Raw genomic sequence first — 19,902 nt, 5'->3', positions numbered from 1 at the left:
TCCGGGAAACCAGGGGGCCCAGGCTGTCAGCCTGGGCCCCTTTCATTGCTTGCTGACCGGGGCGTTACTCCGGCAAGCCGCCTTCCAGGCGGTTCCTGCCTGCGGCCTTGGCCGCGTAGAGGCTGGCGTCGGCGGCGTCGATCATGTCCGTTGCGCTTCGCAGGTGGGGTGCGTAGCCCGCCAAACCGGCGCTGATGGTGACGACGCCGTGGGGATTGCCGCCATGTTCGATGCCCGCGTCGCGCACGCTGCGCACAATGCGCGCGGCGCACTGGTGGGCCGCGACGGCGTCCGCGCCGTTCAGGATGACCGCGATCTCCTCGCCGCCGTAGCGGTAGGCGCGGTCCTCCCCGCGGATGCCCTGGGCCACGATCCGGGCCACGGTGCGCAGGGCCTCGTCGCCCGCCGTGTGCCCGTGGGTGTCGTTGAAGTCCTTGAACAGGTCGATGTCGATGAGCAGCAGGAAGAAGGACCCGTCGCCGCGCTGGCTCTGGTCGAACACGGCGGCGAGGTCGCGGTCGAAGGAACGGCGGTTGTGGATGCCGGTCAGACCGTCCAGCAGGCTCAGTTCCCGCAGCCGGGCGTTGGCCGCCTCCAGTTCCAGGGTCCGGCTGGCGATCAGCTCCTGCAGGTTCGTCTGCACGTGGTTCACCTTGCGGCACATGTCCAGGAACATTCCGGCAAGCTGGCCGATCTCGTTTCTTTGCTCCAGGGGCAGGGCCCGGGGCGAGGTGATGATCGTTTCGTATTCGCCGTCGGCCACGAGGGCGGTGGCGCGTTGCAGCTTTTCCAGGGGGCCCTTCACGTGCCGGGCGATGACGACATACACCGTGACGGCATAAGCCACGAAGAGCAGGAAACCGAAGAGCAGGACGATACGCGAGGCCTGATGCGCCTCCTGGGCGATCCTGTGCTTGGGGTGCTCCGTCACGAGCCACCACTGCGGCCCGGAGAGGGTCGCGGCGATGAGATAATTGCCGCCCTCGGCGTCTTCGACCACGCTGATGCCGCCCTCGTCGGGTTCGGCCCGGGCCAGCGTGCGGTACATGCGGCTCAGGTCGGGGTTGGCGAGCTTTTCCAGGGAGAGTTGGCCCTGGCGCTTGAGTTCGTTTTTCAGCTCGCCCGGGTGGGCGATGAGGTAGCCGCTGCGGCTCAGGATGAAGGAATACGTTCCGGCCTGGGAGTCGCGTTCCAGACGGTTCACGATGGAATCCAGGTGCACGTCGAGGCTGGGGTTCACCAGGTGGCGGCCCTCGTGATCCACGGGCAGTTCGTAGGTGATGGTCCACAGGTCCACGGTTTCGTCGTAGTAGAGCCCCGTCCAGACCGGGACCCGCCCGGGGTTTTCGGATTGCAGGGTGGCCTTGATGGTGCCCAGTTCGTTCATGGGCAGATCGGGCCGGGCCTGGAGGCCCCAGGGGGCCTCGGGCGAAAAGATGGTGATGGCGTTTTCGGGGTAGCTGGCATGCAGCGCGCCCGTGGCGGCCCAGGCCGGGCCGTAGCGGTTGACCAGGGTGTAGGCGATGAGCAGGCGGCGTTTGAAGTCGTGGTCGTCCACGGGCTGGTTGTTGCCGATGAAGCTTGTGACGCCCCAGGACCGCCCCAGGGGCTTCCCGATGGACTCGTTGAAGAATTTTTCCTTCATGCGCGTGGCGCCGCGGCCATCGACGAAATACATGCTCCAGAAGTCGTCGTCGGAGAAGTCGATGTCCGAGAGGTAGAGCCGCATGAATTCGTCGCGGAAAAGGTCGAGGCTCGCGGCGGCGTCGAGAAACACGCGCTCTTCGAGCTGCTTGCGCTCGAACATGTATTCGCGCAGGGAGGCGAGCGTCTTTTCCTTGCTCTGGCTGTAGACCAGCAGATAGCAGGTCACCGTCGCGGCGGTGATGGCCATGACTCCCAGCAGCAGAACCCGCATGAGGATCTGCCTGCTCAGGCGTTGGGAGGGGGAGGGGGCGGCGATGGTCACGGATGGCTCCTGGCCCCGGTCAGGGGGAGAACGTCCCGGCGTCTCCACGGGCAACGCGGCTGGGTATGGCGTTGGCCTGTGTTGCGTTGATCCGGGCGGGCCCGCGCGGGGTGCCCAGATGAAAAACGGTAAGGGAATTCGCGGAGCGAGGCAAGAAGCAACGAAATCTTCACCTTGTTGTCCCTCCTGACGGCGGAACTCGACAAGGTCCGCCGCCAGGGCTATGCCGTTGATGACCGCGAGTTCAAGGCGCGCATGCCCTGCGTGCCCTCGCCGGTCTTCATCCATAACAAGGCGTGGCGACCATCACCCTGTCGGGGTTGCAGATCGACCCCCAGGCCGTGGTCGGCGTCGCCGAACGGGTCATGCGCACCGCCCGCATCATTTCCGCCGAACTGGCCCGGAGCTGAAACGTGGCGCCGTGCGCGGGAGAACGATCATGAATGACGGGACGAACCGAAACTCCGGCCCGGCCCTGGCGCCTGCCGCCCTGGTGAGCGTCCTGCGCGAGTGCTTCCACGGCGCGGGCGAGGCCGGGGCTTTCCTGGACCCCGGGCAGGGCGGGCTGGTGGCGCTGCTGGCGGGGCTGACCGCCGCCGAGGCCTCCACGCCCGTGGCGGGCACTTCCGTGGCCCGCCACGCCCTGCACGTGGCCTTCAGCCTCGACGTGTTCGCCGAGTGGATCGGCGGGGTGCGCGACGTGGAATACGACTGGGCCCGGAGCTGGGCCCAGGGCGAGGTGGACGAGAACCAGTGGCGCGCGCTGCGGGCACGGCTGGCCCAGGGCTTCGAGGCCCTGGAGGCGGCGGTGGCCCGCCACGCGGCCCGCGACGCCCAGGCCGCCTGGGGCGCCGCCGGGGCCCTGGCCCACACGGCCTATCACCTGGGCATGATCCAAATCAAGGTGGACGAACTGCGCGCCCGGGGCCGCTGAGGTGCGGGCCCCCTGGCGGCAGGCGGAAGCCTTTCGGAAAAGCAAGGAGTCGAAACATGAACACCCCTGAACATCCGGGCGTCATGGACGCCATCGCCAAGCGCCACAGCGTGCGCGCCTTTACCGGCGAGGCGGTGAGCGCGCAGGAACTGGAAGCCCTGTTCCAGGCCGCGCGGCTGGCGCCTTCCAGCCTCAATTCCCAGCCCTGGCGCTACAAGGCCGTGCGGGATTCGGCCCTGCTCCAGTGGTTCGGGAGCAGGGAGGTTTCGCGGACCCAGAGCTGGCTGGCCGGGGCCGGGGCCATCATCGTCTGCTGCGCCGACCTGGCGGGCTACGTGCGCGATTCCCAGGCCAGCGCCTTTTTCTACCGCGACAAGGGCCTGATCCGGGGCGACACCATGGACGGCATCGACGCCTACGTGCGCCGCGAGGCCGAGGCCATGGAGGCGGCCCGCTTCGGCGCGGCGGCCATGAACGTGGGCATCGCCAACGCCTTCATCATGCTGCGCGCCGTGGAACTGGGCCTGGGGACCTGCTGGGTGGGCATGTTCGACGAGGCACGCATCAAGGAACGCCTGGGCCTGGGCGCGGACCTGCGCATCGTCGGCCTGCTGGCCGTGGGCCACCCCGCGCCGGGCGCGCCCGGCGCGCACGTGCGCAAGCCGCTGGAAGACATCGTGCTGTAGTCGGCGGGCTCGCGGGCGGGGCGCAGCGCCCCGCCCGCGAGCCCTGCCGCGTCCGCTTCGGGAGTCCGGCTTTCCTTGCGCCCCGGCCCGCCCCGGGCGGGGGCGCAAGGCCCGGGCGCGCGGGTTCACCGCCCTGGGGGCTTCTTTTCCCGCGTCTGCTCTTCGCCCGGGCTGCCGCACCGGGGCGCAGAGCCCCGCCCGCATCCGGCCGCCGCGCCCCCGGCGTCGTGAATGTGGACGGCCTCCCCCTGGTTCCGTCCGCGGCAGGGCTGCCGCGCCCGTGCCCCTCGCCCGCGTCTTTGGTCCATGCTGGTTTTGCTTTGCCGCCTGTCGCCTCCCGGTGCCGGGGTCTTGTGTTTGCGACTTGCCGTCCGGCATCCTGCGTTCCCTCGGACTATGATTTCGCCCCGGGGAGGGCCGCCCCGCACCTGGGTTTCGCCCGGCAAGCCGCGCCATCCGTGCCTTTGTGAGAAAAATGCGGGGAAAGCGAAAACAGTGCTTGATTTTGAAAATGAAATTCAATATCAAAACAACCAGTGCATGACACACGGGCGCCAGGGGGGCGCCCGCAAACGGATACAGCGAGGAAATGACCATGCCAAGCGCGCTTGTCGTCTACGGTTCCACCACCGGAAACACCGAGATCACGGCGGAATACATCGCCAAGACCCTGGCCGCCAAGGGCTTCGACGCCGAGGTGGTCAACGCCGCCAACACCAAAGCCGAGGCTCTGGGCGGCGCGTACGACATCGTCCTGTTGGGCTCTTCCACCTGGGGCGACGACGACATCGAACTGCAGGACGACTTCATCCCGATCTACGATTCCCTGGAGAAATCCGGCCTGGGCGGCAGGAAGACCGCCGTGTTCGGCTGCGGCGATTCCTCGTACACCCATTTCTGCGGCGCCGTGGACGCAATCGAGGAAAAGCTGCGGGCCATGGGCGCCAACGTCGTGGTCGATTCCCTGAAGATCGACGGCGACCCCGACCGCGACGACATCGCCGCCTGGGCCGAGAAGGTGGCCGGGCGGATTTAGACACACTGTTCCATCCGCCGTTCCGGCGTCGCCCTTCCCTTCGGACTTCCCGCCGTGCCCGGGGGAGGGGCGCGCCGGGCCGCAGCGGGGCCTTCGGGCCCGCAGCGCGGCAGGCGAGTGGTCGGCGCACGGGCCGTGCAACGCGGCTCGGCGCTTCCGGCGCCGCCCCTCCCCACGGGGGCGGCAACCCGGCCCCGGGTGGGTTCCGCCGGGCATAGCCCGCCACCCGGGGCCGGGGCCATCGCCGGATGGCTCTTGTTCACACGTGGCACGGGCGCAGGGCGCGCATCCCTGCGCACGGCGCCGACCGGGCAACGCGCCCGCGCCTGCGGCGACAGGCACGGACCGCACCGCCCGACGCGCGGGGCAGGGGCAGGGGTCGCCCCGGCACCATCGTCCGACCTCCACGATGGCGCCGATCCGACCCCGTTTCCAGGCCTGCGGCTTGCGCCGCGGCCCCGGCCCTCCGCCGTTCTGGGGGCCCGGCATGGTGCCGGGCCCCTTTTCTTTTGCCCCGCTAGGGCATCCACTCCACGATGCCGCTGGCCGGATTGGCCGTACGCCAGCGCGCGAATTCCGCCCAGCCGCGCACCCCGTCGCGCAGCACGGCCTGATAGATCTCGATGCCCATGACCTTCCCGCCTTCGGGCACGGCGGCCTTGATCTCCAGGATGGCCCGGCGCGTTTCCGGCGTCAGCCGTGCGGAGATGCGCTCGGCCACGCGCTCGAAGTAGCCGTCCCAGGGCGAGCCCTTGGGCATGTGGATCATGTCGATCTGCCACTCGTCGCCCACCGCGTCGCGGGCCCAGGCGTGCCATTCCAGGCAGCGGTCTTCGGCGTCCAGCAGGTTGGCGAACTGCACGCGCGACACCCCGGGCGCTGCGGCGATGCGCGCCATGGCCGCATAGCTGTCTTCGATGCGCAACGGGTCGGAATAGATGTGGAAGTCGATGTCGCGGTGTCGCACCAGCAGCCCGGTGCGCAGGGAGCCCACGAGGTTCACTGTGGCGCCGACGCTTTCCCAGGCGGCGACCACGCCCGTTGTGCGCAGCACTTCGCGGGCCCGGGCCTGGTCGGCCTCGGCCCGGGCCAGGATGTCGTCCATGATGCCTCCCTTCGGTTTGGGCCTCGCCCGGAGCGGGCGGGCGCGAGGCCGCAGTAGCAGGGCGGGGGCGCGCAGGCAAGGCACGGCGTGAACGGCGGCACGCGCGTGTCGGGCCTGCCCCGGCGGGATGCCGCGCGGCACTGTTCCCCCCCCCGGGGCGCCGCGTCGCGGTGCGGCACGGTCCCGCCCGGTCCGCCTCCGGGCGGAGAAGGAAACCGAAAAGTGCTTGACAGTGTTCCGTGAATCATTCATTCGTATGAATAAAGAGGCGGGAGTCGGGTGACGGAACGGGGAGGGCGCCCTGGAAACGTCGCCTGGGCGGCAAACGATCAGCGCCGCGCGGCCGGGAAAGCCCGGGAAGGGCCCGGTGCCCGGAGAATCCGGAGAACCCAGGGAATCCAGGGGTTCCCCGGGTGGCCCGGGATGCTCCGGCGCCCCGGCGGACGAAGCGCTGGCAGGACTTCTGCATGGAACAGGACATGGACGAGCACATGGACAAGGATATGACGGCGTCCGGCCCCCGGGGCGCGGCTCCGGCGGCCCGGGCCGGAACGCGCGAGCGGCTCATCGGGGCCGGGGTGCGCCTGTTCGGCCTGCACGGCTTCGAGGCCACCAGCACCCGCGCGCTGGCCACCGAGGCCGGAGCCAACCTCGGGGCCATCCCTTATCATTTCGGCGGCAAGGAGGGCCTCTACCACGCCGTGGCGGGGCATATCGTGGACGTGATGCTGGCCCAGGTCGGGCCCAGCATGGCCGGGGCCCTGGCCGTGTGTCAGGACCCCGCCGCCCGGCGCGAGGACGTGCTCGCGGCCCTGCGGACCACCGTGCGCGGCATGGTGCGCATCATGCTCGCCACCCCCGAGGCGCGCAGCTTCAGCCAGATCGTGCTCCAGGAGCAGATTGCGCCGACCTCGGCCTTTCCGATTTTCTACGAACGGTTTCTCAAGCGGGTCCACGGCATGTGGTGCGTGCTCCTGGCGCGGCTCACGGGGCTGGACCCCGAGTCCACGGAGTTGACCCTGCGCGCCTTCGCCACCATGGGCCAGCTCGTCATCTTTCGCATGGCCATGGCCTCGGCCCTGCGGCGCCTGGACTGCGACCGCCTGGACGACGCGCACCTGGAGTGCATCGCGCGCATCGTCTGCGACCAGGTGGAGGCCATGACCGAATCCTGTTCCCCCGTCTGCACGGAGGCAACGTCATGAAACGGCGGATCATTCTCCCGGTGCTGGTGCTGGCCGCCAGCGCCGCCGCGTGGTGGTTTCTGGCCGGGCGGGAGCCCGGCGGCAACGGAGCCCTGCGGCTGTACGGCAATGTGGACATCCGCGAGGTGGAGCTGGCGCCGCGCGTGCCGGGGCTGCTGGCCGAGGTGCGCGTGGACGAGGGCGACCCCGTGCGCACCGGGGACGTGCTGGCCGTGCTCGACGACACGCCCTACCGCAACGCCCTGGCCCGGGCCGAGGCCGAGCGCGACGCCGCCCGGGCCAACCTGGCCAAGCAGCACGCCGGCTACCGCAGCGAGGAGGTGGCCCAGGCCCGGGCGCGGGTGGCCCAGGTGGAGGCTCAGGCCGACAACGCCGCGCGCGTCGCCCTGCGCCGCCAGGAGCTGTACCGCGACGGCGCCATCGCCGCCCAGGACTACGAGGACGCCGTGGCCGAACGCGACGCCCTGGCCGCCGAGCTGGAGGCCGCGCGCAAGGCGCTGCGCCTCCAGGTCACGGGCTACCGCGCCGAGGACGTGCAGGCCGCCGAAGCCAACCTGCGCGCCGCCGAGGCCGCCGTGGCCGCCGCCGCGACGGATCTTGCCGACACGGTGCTTTCGGCGCCCTCGGCGGGCACGGTGCTCTCGCGGGTGCGCGAGCCCGGGGCGATGATCGCCGCCGGGTCCACGGTGCTGGTCGTTTCGCTGGACCATCCGGTCTGGGTGCGGGCCTATGTGCCCGAGGCCCGGCTCGGGCTGGTTCACCCCGGGCTGGCCGTGGAGGTGACCACCGACTCGCGCCCCGACGCGCCCTACGCGGGCCGGGTGGGTTTCATCTCCCCGGTGGCCGAGTTCACGCCCAAGAGCGTGGAGACCGAGGCCCTGCGCACGGATCTGGTCTATCGTCTGCGCATCGTCGTCGAGGACGCCGACGACGGCCTGCGCCAGGGCATGCCCGTCACCGTGACCCTGCCTTCGGGCGGCGCGGACGCTCCCGCCGCCCCGGCGGCCCCGGACGCCCCGGACGCCCGCCCATGAGCGCGGCCCCGGCTCCCCCGGCCCCCCTGGTGGAGGTCGCCGGGCTGGTCAAGACCTTTGCCCCGGCCGGGCCCCCGGCCCTGGACGGCGTGAGCGCGCACGTGGCTCCGGGCGTGGTCACCGGGCTGGTGGGCCCCGACGGCGCGGGCAAGACCACGCTCATTCGCATCCTGGCCGGGCTGCTGGGTCGCGACGGCGGCGAGGTGCGCGTGCTGGGCCGCGACCCCGGGCGCGAGGCCGAGGCCATCCACGGCCGCCTGGGCTACATGCCTCAGAAATTCGGGCTCTACGAGGACCTCACCGTGGGCGAGAACCTGCGGCTGTACGCCGACGTGCGCGGCCTGCCCGGAGCCGAGCGGGGCGCCGTGTTCGCCCGGCTGCTGGGCTTCACGGGCCTGGAAGCCTTCACCGCGCGCCTCGCCGGGCGTCTGTCGGGCGGCATGAAGCAGAAGCTCGGCCTGGCCTGCGCCATGATCCGCCGCCCGGAACTGCTTCTGCTCGACGAACCCAGCGTGGGCGTGGACCCCATCTCGCGCCGCGAGCTGTGGCGCATGGTCCGCGAGTTGGCCGGGCAGGGCATCGGCGTGGTCTGGAGCACGTCGTACCTCGACGAGGCCGAGGCCTGTGACCGGGTGCTGCTGCTGTCCCAGGGGCGGCAGTTGTTCTTCGGCCCCCCCCGCGAACTGACGGCGCGGGTCGCCGGGCGGTCCTTCGCCCTGCGCGGGATTCAGGAGGGCCGCCGGGCCGTGCTGCGCCGGGCCCTGGGCCAGCCCGGGGTGGCCGACGGGGTCATCCAGGGCCGCGCGGTGCGCCTTGTGCTGGCCGAGGGCGCCGCGCCGCCCGACGTGGACGCCCTGCGCGCCGGGCCCGGGGCGGGCCTGGAGCCAGTGCCTCCGCGCTTCGAGGACGCTTTCGTGGACGTGCTCGGCGGCGGGCCCGGGGGCGTGTCGCCCCTGGCCGAGGCCATGCGCCCCCGCGAGGCCGCCCCGGGCAGCGCCGTGGAGGCCCGCGAACTGACCAAGCGCTTCGGCGCCTTCACCGCCGCCAGCGGAGTGTCCTTCGCCATCCGGCGCGGCGAGGTCTTCGGGCTGCTGGGCCCCAACGGCGCGGGCAAGTCGACCATCTTCAAGATGATGTGCGGGCTGCTGCGGCCCACCTCGGGCCAGGCCCTGGTGGACGGCCTGAGCCTGGAAAAGGCCAGCGGCAAGGCCCGCGCGCGCATCGGCTACATGGCCCAGAAGTTTTCGCTCTACGGCACCCTGTCCGTGCGCCAGAACCTGGAATTCTTCGCCGGGGTCTACGGCCTGGGGCGCGAGGCGCGCCGCCGGGCCGTGGCGGGCATGGTCGAGACCTTCGCCCTGGAGCCGTACCTGGGCGCCTCGGCCGACGCGCTGCCCCTGGGCTTCAAGCAGCGCCTGGCCCTGGCCTGCGCGGTGATGCACGAGCCGCCCGTGCTGTTCCTGGACGAACCGACCTCGGGGGTGGACCCCATCACCCGCCGCGAGTTCTGGACGCACATCAACGGCATGGTCGAGCGCGGGGTCACGGTGATGGTCACCACCCATTTCATGGACGAGGCCGAGTACTGCGACCGCATCGTGCTGGTCTATCGCGGGCGGATCATCGCCTCGGGCTCGCCCGACGACCTCAAGGACGGCGTGCGCGGGCCCGGACTGCCCGACCCGTCCATGGAAGACGCCTTCGTGACCCTGGTCGGACGCGACGAGGCCGGGCGGGAGGCCGCGTGAGGGCCGCCCTGCGCCGGATGTGGGCCATCGCCCGCAAGGAGGGATTGCAGATCGTGCGCGACCCCTCGTCCATCCTCATCGGCTTCATCCTGCCCGTGTTCCTGACGCTTCTGTCCGGCTATGCCACCAATCTGGACCTGGAGGGCGTGCCTCTGGGCGTGGTGCTCGAGGATTCCTCGCCCGAGGCGCGCTCCCTGGCCGGGGCCTTTTCGGCCTCGCGCTCCTTTGCCGTGCGCCTGGGCCGCGACCGCCGCGAGATGCAGGGCGCGCTGACCACCGGCGGGCTGCGCGGGGTGGTGGTCATTCCGCGCACGTTCGCCCGCGATCTGGCCCGGGCCGACACCCAGGCGCCGTTTCAGATCCTGGTGGACGGCGCGGAGCCCAACACGGCCACCTTCGTGCGCAACTACGCCCAGGGCGTGTGGCTGACCTGGATGGCCCTGCGCGCCCGGGAGGCCGGAACGGACTTCGCCCCGCCCGTGGCCCTGGCGCCGCGCACCTGGTTCAACCAGGACCTGCAAAGCCTGAACAGCCTGCTGCCCGGGGGCATCGCCATCAACCTGACCCTCATCGGCGCGTTGCTCACGGCCCTGGTCGTCGCCCGCGAATGGGAGCGCGGGACCATGGAGGCCATGCTGGCCACGCCGGTGACGGGCCTGGAAATGCTCGTGGGCAAACTGGCGCCCTATTTCCTGCTGGGCATGGCCGCCCTGGGCATCTGCCTGGGCCTGACCCTGGGCGTGTTCGGCGTGCCCTTCCGGGGTTCCCTGGGCGCCCTGGCCGCTGTCTCGGCGGTGTTCCTGATTTCGGCCCTGGGCCTGGGGCTGTTCATCTCCACCGTGGCCCGCAGCCAGTTCGTGGCCGCCCAGGTGGCCATCCTCTCGGCCTTTCTGCCCGCCTATTTCCTGTCGGGCTACGTGTTCGAGATCGCCGGGATGCCCTGGCCCATCCGCCTGCTGACCCACGCCATCGCCGCGCGCTACTTCGTTTCGGCCCTGAAGACGCTCTTTTTGGTGGGCGACGCCTGGAGCCAGCTTCTGCCCAACATGGGCGGCATGGCGGCCATCGCCGCCGTGCTCCTGGGCCTGACCCTGTGGCGCTCGGCGCAAAGGATCGACTGATGTCCGGACGCGTGTGGGCCCTGGTCGTCAAGGAGCTGCTGGCCGTATTGCGCGACCGCAAGAGCCGCGCGGTGCTCATCGTGCCGCCGCTCATGCAGTTGGCCCTGTTCTCCTTCGCCGCCACACTGGACGTGAAGGCCGTGGACCTCGCCGTACTGGACCAGGACGGCGGGGCGGCGGCGGTGGAACTGGCCCAGCGCTTCACCGCCGCGCCGTACTTCGCCAGCGTGCGCCATCTGGCGGGCATGGCCCAGGTGGCGCCGGAGCTGGAAAACGAACGGGCCATGGCCGTGCTGGTGCTGGCCCAGGGCTTTTCGCGCGACGTGGCCGCCGGGCGCCCGGCCACGGCCCAGGTCCTGCTCGACGGGCGGCGCTCCAACACCTCGCAGATCGTCCAGGGCTACATCCAGGCCGTGGTGGACGGCTACAACGCCGATCTGGCCGCGCGGCGCGGCCAGGTCGGGCCTCCGGCGCGGCTGGTGGTCCGCGCGTGGTTCAACCCCAACCTCGACTACCTGTGGTTCACCGTGCCCAATCTCATCGGCATGTTGACCATGGTGGTGGGGCTCATCATCACCGCGCTCTCCGTGGCCCGCGAGCGCGAACTGGGCACCTTCGACCAGATTCTGGTCACGCCGCTGTCCCCGCGCGAGATTCTGGCGGGCAAGACCATCCCGGCCATGTTCCTGGGCATGACCGAAGGCCTGCTCATCGTGGCCGCGGCCATCCTGCTGTTCGACATCCCCTTCCGGGGGTCCTTCGCGGTGCTTCTGCTGGCACAGTTCCTGTTCCTGCTCTCGGTGGTCGGCGTGGGGTTGTTCATCTCCTCGTTGTGCATGACCCAGCAGCAGGCCATCCTTGGCACCTTCAGCTTCATGATTCCCGCCATGCTCCTGTCGGGCTTCGCCACGCCCATCGAGACCATGCCCGCGTTCCTGCAACTGGTTTCCCAGGTCAACCCGCTGCGCTATTTCCTGGTGGCCGTGCGCGGGGTGCTGCTCAAGGGCATGTCGCCGGGCATGGTCCTGGAGGTCGTCTGGCCCCTGGTGCCCATCGCCGTGGTCACCCTGAGCCTGGCCTCGTGGTTTTTCCGGCGGCGCCTGGGCTAGGCCGGGGGGCGCGGCGACCCGGAGCCCCCGCCGGGCGGCCCGTCCCGGGTGCGCGAAAATCTGTTGCGCGCGGGGGGCGCGTTGCCCTAAATGCCTTTCTGGAACACTGCCTCCGTGGGTGTGCCCGGCCAGGCTCCGGCTCCGTCCGGACGGCCGATCCTCTCCCGGCAGGGTGCCCATGGGTTCACGGTCCAGGCGGTTCATGCGTGGCGGCAAGGCGGCGGTGCGGCGCCCGGCGGGTGCGCACCCGGGGCAGGGCGTTGTGCCCCCAGTGGTCCCCCCGACCCGGGGCGACGGGCTGACCCCGGCCCAGGAGGCCCTGTCGCGACGCCTGCGCCGGGGCTGCGCCCAGGCCCTGGCCGGGGCCGTGGATTCCGGGCCCGGCGTGCGCGGCCTGTGCGAGGCCGTGCAGCAGGCCTATGCCGCCCTGGACGACGTACTGCTCGGGCTGGACTTCGATCCGCCCGTGGCCTGTGCCCGGGGCTGCCTGCACTGCTGTTTCAACCAGGTGTCCCTGACCCCGCCCGAGGCCCTGTACCTGGGCATCCACGTGCTGGAACGTTTTTCGTCCGAGGAACGCGCGGCCGCCGCCGGGCGCGTGGCCGGGCTGCTGGACGTGATCCGTGGCCGCACCCGCCGCGAGCTGGGCGACATCCGCCACCTGACGCCCTGCGCCTTCCTGCGCGACGGGGCCTGCGCCGTGCATGCGGCACGGCCCCTGGCCTGCCGGGGTTGGAACTCCGTGGACGTTGACGCCTGTCGCCTGAGCGTGGAACTGCGCGACCCCCTGGCGCCCATCCCCAGCTACGCCCTGCAACGCGAATTGGCCGGGGCCGTGCAGGAAGGCCTGCTCGAAGGCTCCGCCGCCCTGGGCCTGGAAGCCGGGTATCTGGTCATGACCCGCGCCGTGGCCCTGATGGACGCGCGCGGCGTGCTGGCCTGCGCCGAGGACTGGCTGGCGAGCCGCCCCTTCCTGGCCGCGGCCCCGCGCTGAGGCCCCGCACGGCCCTTTTGCCCCGGGGCCGGACGTGCTAAGGGCAGAGGCATCCTTCATCCTTCAGCCCGGGAGCCCGCCATGCTCGACCTGCGCGTGGATGCCGACAAATGCATCCGGTGCGGCGAATGCGCCGCCGATTGCCCCTACCTGTGCATCGCGCTGGACGGCGGGACGGGCGACGGCCTGCCCGCCGCCGTGCCCGGGCGCGAGATCCAGTGCATCGACTGCGGGCACTGCCTGGCCGTGTGCCCCACGGGCGCGCTGTCCGTCATGGGGCAGGACCCGGCCCGCAGCCGCCCCCTGGCCGGGGCCCTGCCCGACCCCGAAGCCCTGGAAACCCTGGTCATGGGGCGGCGCAGCGTGCGTCGCTACACCGCCGAGCCCGTGGCCCCCGAGATGCTGGAGCGGCTGCTGCGCGCCGTGGGCCACGCGCCCACGGGCGTGAACAACCGCGCCCTGCAACTGACCGTGGTGGACGGCCCGCAGCAGGTGGCCCTGCTGCGCGGGCACTGCCTGGAGGCCATCGCCCGGGCCGCCCGGAACGGGAGCCTGCCTCCGCGCCTGGAATTTTTCACCGGCTTCGTGGACCTGTGGGAGCGCAAGGGGGTCGACGTGCTGCTGCGCAACGCGCCGCATCTGCTCATCGCCACCAGCCCCGCCGCCGGGCCCACCCCCGAGGTGGACTGCCACATCGCCCTGGCGACCTTCGACCTGCTGGCCACGGGCCTGGGCCTGGGCACGCTGTGGAACGGGCTCGTCCATCTGGCGCTCACGGTCATCGCCCCGGAGCTGCGTCCGGCCCTGGGCATCCCGGCGGACCACGGCCCCGGGTACTGCATGACCTTCGGCCACCCCGCCGTGCGCTACGCGCGCACCGTGCAGCGCAGCGCGCCCCGGGTCCATCGCGCGGTCCTGGGGTAGTGCGGCCCTGAAGGAGCGCTGGCCCGCAGTGGCGCGCCGCGCGCCGCAATGCCATGAACGACAAGGGACGGCCCCCCCGCATGGGGTGGCCGTCCCTCGACGTTGTACGGTGCGGCGCGGGGTCGGCTAGGAGGCCAGGATGTCCGCCCCGGCGTCGGCCACGCTGGCGCAGCCGGTCAGGACCATGGCCGAGGCCAGCTCGGACTTGATCTGGCGGATGTACTGCGCGGCTCCGTCCTTGAGGCCGCCCATGACGGCCACGCTGAACGGGCGGCCGATCATCACGGCGTCGGCGCCCAGGGCCAGCATCTTGAGCACGTCGCCGCCCGAGCGGATGCCGCCGTCGGCCAGCACGGCCATGCGTCCGGCCACGAAGGCCGCGATTTCGGCCAGCACGGCGGCCGAGCCCTGGGCATGCTCCAGCACGCGCCCGCCGTGGTTGGAGACGACGATGGCGTCCACCCCGGCCTCCAGGGCCAGCCGGGCGTCCTCCACGGTCATCACGCCCTTGAGCACGAATCTGCCGGGCACCTTTTCGACGATCTTGGCCAGCTTCTCCGGCGTTTTGGGCGAGACGGGGCGGCCCATCTTGGCCAGGGTCACGAGCCCTGCGGCGTCGATGTCCATGCCGAAGACCGTGGCGCCGGTGGCCGCGGCCTTGGCCAGCTTGGCGTCGAACTCAGCGTCCTCCCAGGGCTTGATGAAGGGGATGCCCCGGCCGTTGACCTTCCTGATGGCCGCGAAGGCGGCCTCGTGGATGAAGTCGGGCACGCCGTCGCCGGTACAGCCCACGATGCCCTCCTGGGCGCAGGCTTCGAGCTTGGCCGCGATGTAGTCGGCCTCCTCGACCTTGCCGCCCATGTTGAAAGACACGCCGCCGATGGGCGCGGCCAGGACGGGGATGTCCAGGTCCAGCCCCAGGACGGTGGTGCGCGTGTCGGGCGCCGTGGCGCCGTGAACCAGGCGCATGCGCAGCTTGTGGGCCGCCAGGGCGGCGATGTTTTCCTTGAAGGCCGCGCCCGACCCCAGGCCGCCCATGCCGGGCACCTCGCCCGCGCAGACCCGCCCGTCGCACACGGGGCAGACCCGGCAGAAGCCTTTCATCAGTTCACGCGCCTTGTCGCGGACTTCCTTCATGATCGTCTCCTTGTCTATTGAAGAGGGTTCAGCCTCATACCAGCCGGAAAGAAGGGGCGCCGGGGTCAGCCCGCGGCGGACCCTGCGGCCAGGGCAGCGCACTGGTCGTGGCGGAAGCAGTCCGTCGTGTGGTCGTTGACCAGCCCGGCGGCCTGCATGTGGGCATAGACCGTGGTCGGCCCCAGGAACTTGAAGCCCCGGGATTTCAGATCCTTCGCCAGGGCCTGGGCGGCCGGGGTCGTGGCCGGAGGCGGGTTGTCCGCGCTCCAGGCGCCCTGCACGGGCCGCCCGTCCACGAAGCGCCAGACGTAGGCGTCGAAGGAGCCGAAGGCGGCCTGGAGGTCCAGGAAGCGGCCCGCGTTGTGCACGGCGGCGTCGATCTTGGCCCGGTTGCGGATGATGCGTTCGTCGGCCAGCAGGGCGGCCCTGCGCGCGGCGTCGAAGCGGGCCACGGCCCGGGGGTCGAAACCCGCGAAGGCCGCGCGGTAGCCCTCGCGGCGGCGCAGGACGGTCAGCCAGGACAGCCCGGCCTGGGCGCTTTCCAGGCACAGGAACTCGAAGTGGCGCTGGTCGTCGTGCAGGGGCACGCCCCACTCGTGGTCGTGGTAGGCCGTCATCTCGGCGGGGCCGTGGGCCCAGGGGCAGCGGGCGGGCATGGAAATCTCCTCGGCGGGGCAGGGGTTCCGCCCCGGCAGCGTACAGGGGGGCTGCGGCGTTGTCCAGACGCCGGTGCGCTTTGGTTGACCAAAGGGCCCGGGCGGTGGAAGATGCGCGCTCCGGTGTCCGGCCCGCCGGGCTGGTCCGGAGGAGGATATGTGAAGCAATTCCTGCGCTCGTCGCTGGGCAGAAGCATCATGCTCATGGCGTTGGGGTCCGTGGCCCTGGCGGTGCTGGTCATGTCGCTGCTGTCCATGCGCGCGCTTTACCGCCTGGGCGATTTTTCCGTGAGCGTCAGCGCGCGCAACGTGGAAGCCCAGGCCCAGCGGGCGCTGTTCGCCCTGGTGCGCGAGCGGGCCCTGCGCCACGAGGCCCTCTTTCGCGGCGCCGCCGCCACGACCAGGACCCTGGCCGAGCGCGGGGCCTACCACCTGGAGCGCGCGGCGCTGTTCGGCGCTCAAGGCGCCTGGGGCCGGGAGCGCTTCACCTTCCGGCCCGACAAGGGCCTTTTCGCCAATCCGCCCGAGGCCCTGGTTTCCTCGGTCTACTGGGGCGCGGACACCCTGGACCCCGAGGTCAGGCTGCGCATCAACGCCCTGTCGCACTTGGACAAATCCCTGGCATCGGCCATGCTGACCACCCCCGGCGCCGCCGCCGCGTGGTTCATGCTCGACGACGCGGTGATCCGCTATTTCCCCAACGTGCATCTGGCGGACCGCATGGCCCCGCGCTGGGAGTACGACTACCGCCAGGACCCCTGCTTCCTGCTGGCCGTGCCGCGCACCAACCCCTCGGGCGCCACGCGCTGGAGCGACGTGTACCAGGACACCGTGGGCCGTGGGCTGGTGGTCACCGTGGCCACGCCTTTCTACACCTCCGACGGCCGCTTCCAGGGCGTCGCGGGCCTGGACTTCTCCCTGGACAGCGTGGTGCGCGAAGTGCTTCAGGACCGCTTCGGCGGCGCGCCCGGGGCCGATGGCGGCGCCTCCGCCGCCACGCGGGGCTTCGGCATCCTGCTGGGCCGCGACGGCGCGGCCATCGCCCTGCCCCTGGAGCGCGCGGCGGACCTGGGCCTTGACCCGCCCGGGCCGGACACGCTCGCGCGCGGCCAGGCCCTGAACTGCCGGCTGGCGGATTCCGGAGAACCCGACGTGCGTGCCCTGGCCCAGGCCATGGTGGCTGGCGACAAGGGCGCGCGCCGGGTGACCCTGGGCGGGCGGGTCCATCTGGCGGCGTTCCATCCCCTGAGCGCGCCCGGCTGGAGCCTTGCGGTCCTGGTGCCCCTGGACGAGGTGCTGGCCCCGGTCAGCGACACCCGCCGGGCCCTGGGCCAGGAGGTGCGCGCCCTGGCCGTGGGGCTGCCGTTCTCCGCCGTGGCTGCGGCCCTGGTGGCCGTTTTACTGATGATGTGGTTTTTGGGCAGCCGGTTGCTGCGCCCGGTGCGCGCCCTGCTGGAGGCCACCCAGGCCGTGTCGCGCGGGGACCTGAGGCACGTGGTGCGCATGCCCTGCGACGACGAATTCGGCGAGCTGGGCCGGGCCTTCAACGCCATGACCGCCGAGTTGCGGCGCAACCAGGAGCACCTGCGCGAGGCTCAGGAGAAGTACCGCAGCATTTTCGAGAGCGCCGTGGAGGGCATCTACCAGAGCACCCCCGAGGGGATATTTCTCAATGTCAACCAGGCCATGGCCCGGCTGCTGGGTTACGACGCGCCCGAGGACCTGATGCGCGCCGTGCGCGACATCCCCACGCGCATCTACGTGGACCCCGAGGACCGCGCGCGGTTCTTCGGGCGCCTGCGGGCCGAGGGCGAGGTGCTCCAGTTCGAGACGCGTCTGCGCCGCAAGGACGGCGGCATCATCTGGGCCCGGCTGGGCGCGCGGGCCGTGTTCGGCCCCGGGGGCGAGTTCGTCCTGGTCAACGGCGTGCTGGAGGATTTCACCGACGTGAAGGACGCCCGCGAGCGCGTCCGCCATCTGTCCCAGGAGCTGATGCGCACCCAGGAGCGCGAGCGCGGGCGCATCGCCCGCGACCTGCACGACGGAGTGGCCCAGACCCTGTCGTCGCTCAAGATCGCGGCGGGCGTGCTCTTCGACGGCCACCCCGACGCCTCGCCCGAGCTGCGCCGCCGGGCCGCCGAGTTCTCGGCGCGGCTTCAGGAGTGCATCACCGCCGTGCGCGACATGGCCTACGACCTGCGGCCCTCGGGCCTGGACGAGTTGGGGCTGGTGCGCACCCTGGAGCAGTACTGCCGCGAGTTCACCGAGCGCACGGGCATCCGGGCCCAGTTCATGGCCGCGGGCATGGACGGTCTGATCCTGGCCCCCGAGGCGGAGATCAACCTCTACCGCCTGGCCCAGGAGGCGTTGCACAACGTGGAGAAGCACTCCGGGGCCGACCGGGCCGAGGTGCGGCTGGTGAGCTCGCACCCCCGGGTCATCCTGAGCGTTACCGACAACGGCCGGGGCTTCGACCCGACGGCCCAGCCCGAGGGCGGGCACCGGCGCATGGGCCTGCGCAGCATGGAGGAGCGCGCCCGGCTGCTGGGCGGCTGGCTGGACGTGGCGGCCCAACCCGGGCGCGGCGTGCGCATCAAGGTCCAGGTGCCCGTGGGCGCCGGGCGGCCTCAGGGCTGAGGGGCCGCCGGGGCGCGGGCGGCCATTTCGGTGGCCATGGCGCCGACCACGGCGATGCCCCGGGCCAGATCCTGGTTCCAGGCCCCGCCGGTGGACAGGCGGATGAAGTTGCGGAAGCGGTCCAGGGTCGAGAAGATGGACCCCGGGGCGATGCCGATGCCGCTTTCCCGCGCGCGGTAGAACAGCTCCACCCCGTCCACCTGGGGCGGCAGTTCCAGCCAGAGCACGGCCCCGCCCTCGGGGCGCGTGGCCCGGGTCTGCTCGGGAAAGTGCATGCCGATGTGGTGCAGCATGGTGTCGCGCTGGGCCTCCATGGCCTTGCGCAGGCCGCGCAGGTGGCGGTCGTACAGCCCGCGCCGCAGGTAGGCCGCCACGGCCATCTGCGTGGGCGCCGGGTTGCAGACGTTGGTGGTGGCCTTGATTTCCAGGGCCTTGGTCAGGGCCCGGCCCGGAATCATCCAGCCCAGGCGGTAGCCGGGGCAGATGGTTTTGGAGAACGACGAGCACAGGATGACCCCGCCCGCGCGGTCGTAATGCTTGAGGGGCGCGGGCCGGGCGGGGCCGAAGTGCAGGTCGCCGGACACGTCGTCCTCGATGAGCGGCACGGCGCGCCGGGCCAGCATGGCCACCACCTCGGCCTTGGCCGCCTCGGGCATGAGCGCGCCGTCGGGGTTGTTGAAATTGGCCGACAGGATGCAGGCCGCGATCTCGAAGCGGTCCAGCGCCGCGCGGATGGCGGCGGGATCGATGCCGCCCTCGGCCCGCGAGGGCACCTCCACCACCCGCAGGCGCAGGTTCTCCAGCAATTGCAGGAAGCAGAAATAGGTCGGCGACTGCACGAGCACCGTGTCCCCCGGGCGGGTCACGGTGCGCAGGGCGATGTACAGCGCCTCCATGGCCCCCTGGGTCACCAGCACCTCGTCGGGCCCGCAGGCCACGCCCGCCTCCAGGCCGAGAACGGCCAGTTGGCGGCGCAGGTCCGGGTGGCCGGGGATGGGGCTGTATTCCAGGGCCGCCTCGGGCTCCTGGCGCACGGCCTCGGCCATGAGCCGGGCCATCTGGCGCGCGGGCAGCAGCTCGCTGGCCGGGCAGATGATGCCCAGTTGCGTGAGCCGCGAGTCGCCCACGGATTCGAGCACCGTGCCGATGAGCGCGCCCCGGGTCACGGCGCGCGGGCCGCTGGGTGCGGGGCCCGCCCCGGGCGGGCGCAGGCGCCGCCGGGCCCGGCGCACATAGAACCCCGAGCGCGGGCGCGACTCCACCAGCCCCTTGGCCTCCAGCTCCAGGTAGGCCTGGCTGATGGTCGAGATGCTGGCGTGCATCCGCGCGGCCAGGGTGCGCAGGGAGGGCAGCCTGCTGCCCGGGGGCAGGGCGCCGGTCTCGATGAGTTCGCGCACGTGGCGCTCCACGGTCTGGTAGCGGAAGCCGTCGCTTCCCGCGCGGGGGGGCATGGGCAGGCTCCAATCTGTTATGGTCGTTTTTTTCGTCAACTGTATCTGTTCTGGTAACAGAACCCGTGCTGGAATCAAGCCCGTTGCGGCGCACTTCGCCCGCCGCCCCCGCCGGGGCGGGGGCAACCCGGAAGGCGGACCGCGCGGGAGGCTGCG

16 protein-coding genes and 1 pseudogene are annotated in these 19,902 nt (G+C 71.6%); 12 read left to right on the top strand and 5 right to left on the bottom strand.

What is annotated here, in order from left to right; genetic code table 11:
• Nucleotides 1-64: 64 nt before the first annotated feature.
• Nucleotides 65-1,969: a sensor domain-containing diguanylate cyclase gene (locus tag ACZ5KV_RS06315; protein WP_464241497.1), complete on the bottom strand. Its 1,905-nt coding sequence runs from the start codon at nt 1,967-1,969 to the stop codon at nt 65-67.
• Nucleotides 1,970-2,143: 174 nt separating this feature from the next.
• Here ACZ5KV_RS06315 and ACZ5KV_RS06310 point away from each other — a divergent pair.
• From ACZ5KV_RS06310 to ACZ5KV_RS06295, 4 genes and pseudogenes are all read left to right on the top strand, one after another.
• Nucleotides 2,144-2,203 (top strand): annotated as a pseudogene (locus ACZ5KV_RS06310) (hypothetical protein); the annotation flags it as partial.
• 205 nt (nt 2,204-2,408) lie between these two features.
• Nucleotides 2,409-2,903, top strand: coding sequence for a hypothetical protein (locus ACZ5KV_RS06305; protein ID WP_464241496.1), 495 nt, complete (start codon nt 2,409-2,411; stop codon nt 2,901-2,903).
• A gap of 56 nt (nt 2,904-2,959) precedes the next feature.
• Nucleotides 2,960-3,589, top strand: a complete 630-nt coding sequence (locus ACZ5KV_RS06300; protein ID WP_464241495.1) for a nitroreductase family protein — start codon at nt 2,960-2,962, stop codon at nt 3,587-3,589.
• Nucleotides 3,590-4,184: 595 nt separating this feature from the next.
• Nucleotides 4,185-4,625, top strand: a complete 441-nt coding sequence (locus tag ACZ5KV_RS06295) for a flavodoxin (RefSeq protein ID WP_464241494.1) — start codon at nt 4,185-4,187, stop codon at nt 4,623-4,625.
• A 517-nt stretch (nt 4,626-5,142) separates the two neighbouring features.
• Here the strand turns inward: ACZ5KV_RS06295 and ACZ5KV_RS06290 are convergent.
• Nucleotides 5,143-5,730 carry a hypothetical protein gene (locus tag ACZ5KV_RS06290; protein WP_464241493.1) on the bottom strand — a complete coding sequence of 196 codons (588 nt, stop codon included), beginning with the start codon at nt 5,728-5,730 and terminating at the stop codon, nt 5,143-5,145.
• Between the two features lie 467 nt (nt 5,731-6,197).
• On the opposite strand from ACZ5KV_RS06290, the gene ACZ5KV_RS06285 reads away from it, so the two are divergent.
• The 7 genes from ACZ5KV_RS06285 to ACZ5KV_RS06255 all read left to right on the top strand — a co-directional run bounded on the left by ACZ5KV_RS06285 (nt 6,198) and on the right by ACZ5KV_RS06255 (nt 13,865).
• Nucleotides 6,198-6,935: a CerR family C-terminal domain-containing protein gene (locus ACZ5KV_RS06285; RefSeq protein WP_464241492.1), complete on the top strand. Its 738-nt coding sequence runs from the start codon at nt 6,198-6,200 to the stop codon at nt 6,933-6,935.
• Nucleotides 6,932-7,969, top strand: a complete 1,038-nt coding sequence (gene hlyD, locus ACZ5KV_RS06280) for a secretion protein HlyD (RefSeq protein WP_464241491.1) — start codon at nt 6,932-6,934, stop codon at nt 7,967-7,969. The genes ACZ5KV_RS06285 and hlyD overlap by 4 nt, the downstream gene beginning before the upstream one ends.
• Entirely contained in the window at nt 7,966-9,717 is a 1,752-nt protein-coding gene (locus ACZ5KV_RS06275; protein ID WP_464241490.1) for an ATP-binding cassette domain-containing protein, read from the top strand. Before hlyD ends, ACZ5KV_RS06275 begins: the two co-directional genes overlap by 4 nt.
• Nucleotides 9,714-10,838, top strand: a complete 1,125-nt coding sequence (locus tag ACZ5KV_RS06270; RefSeq protein ID WP_464241489.1) for an ABC transporter permease — start codon at nt 9,714-9,716, stop codon at nt 10,836-10,838. The genes ACZ5KV_RS06275 and ACZ5KV_RS06270 overlap by 4 nt, the downstream gene beginning before the upstream one ends.
• Nucleotides 10,838-11,947 carry an ABC transporter permease gene (locus tag ACZ5KV_RS06265; RefSeq protein ID WP_464241488.1) on the top strand — a complete coding sequence of 370 codons (1,110 nt, stop codon included), beginning with the start codon at nt 10,838-10,840 and terminating at the stop codon, nt 11,945-11,947. Before ACZ5KV_RS06270 ends, ACZ5KV_RS06265 begins: the two co-directional genes overlap by 1 nt.
• A gap of 262 nt (nt 11,948-12,209) precedes the next feature.
• A complete protein-coding gene (locus ACZ5KV_RS06260) occupies nt 12,210-12,941 on the top strand; it encodes a YkgJ family cysteine cluster protein (protein ID WP_464241487.1) in 732 nt (243 codons plus the stop codon).
• An 81-nt stretch (nt 12,942-13,022) separates the two neighbouring features.
• Nucleotides 13,023-13,865 (top strand): nitroreductase family protein, encoded by an 843-nt coding sequence (locus ACZ5KV_RS06255; protein ID WP_464241486.1) that lies wholly within the window; start codon nt 13,023-13,025, stop codon nt 13,863-13,865.
• 126 nt (nt 13,866-13,991) lie between these two features.
• Here ACZ5KV_RS06255 and ACZ5KV_RS06250 read toward each other — a convergent pair whose 3' ends face one another.
• The gene (locus ACZ5KV_RS06250) at nt 13,992-15,002 is read right to left on the bottom strand and encodes an alpha-hydroxy-acid oxidizing protein (protein WP_464241485.1); all 1,011 of its coding nucleotides are present in this window, start codon (nt 15,000-15,002) and stop codon (nt 13,992-13,994) included.
• A 65-nt stretch (nt 15,003-15,067) separates the two neighbouring features.
• Entirely contained in the window at nt 15,068-15,658 is a 591-nt protein-coding gene (locus ACZ5KV_RS06245) for a DNA-3-methyladenine glycosylase I (RefSeq protein ID WP_464241484.1), read from the bottom strand.
• Between the two features lie 159 nt (nt 15,659-15,817).
• On the opposite strand from ACZ5KV_RS06245, the gene ACZ5KV_RS06240 reads away from it, so the two are divergent.
• Nucleotides 15,818-18,295: a PAS domain S-box protein gene (locus ACZ5KV_RS06240; RefSeq protein ID WP_464241483.1), complete on the top strand. Its 2,478-nt coding sequence runs from the start codon at nt 15,818-15,820 to the stop codon at nt 18,293-18,295.
• Here ACZ5KV_RS06240 and ACZ5KV_RS06235 read toward each other — a convergent pair.
• On the bottom strand, nt 18,286-19,746 hold the full coding sequence (locus tag ACZ5KV_RS06235) for an aminotransferase-like domain-containing protein (RefSeq protein WP_464241482.1): 1,461 nt from the start codon (nt 19,744-19,746) through the stop codon (nt 18,286-18,288). The two genes, ACZ5KV_RS06240 and ACZ5KV_RS06235, sit on opposite strands and share 10 nt — an antisense overlap.
• Between the last annotated feature and the right edge of the window lie 156 nt (nt 19,747-19,902).

The sequence above is a fragment of the Desulfocurvus thunnarius genome, from assembly GCF_055390965.1.
The sequence above is the reverse complement of the archived record's forward strand: the minus strand, read 5'-3'. Positions and strand labels throughout refer to the sequence as shown.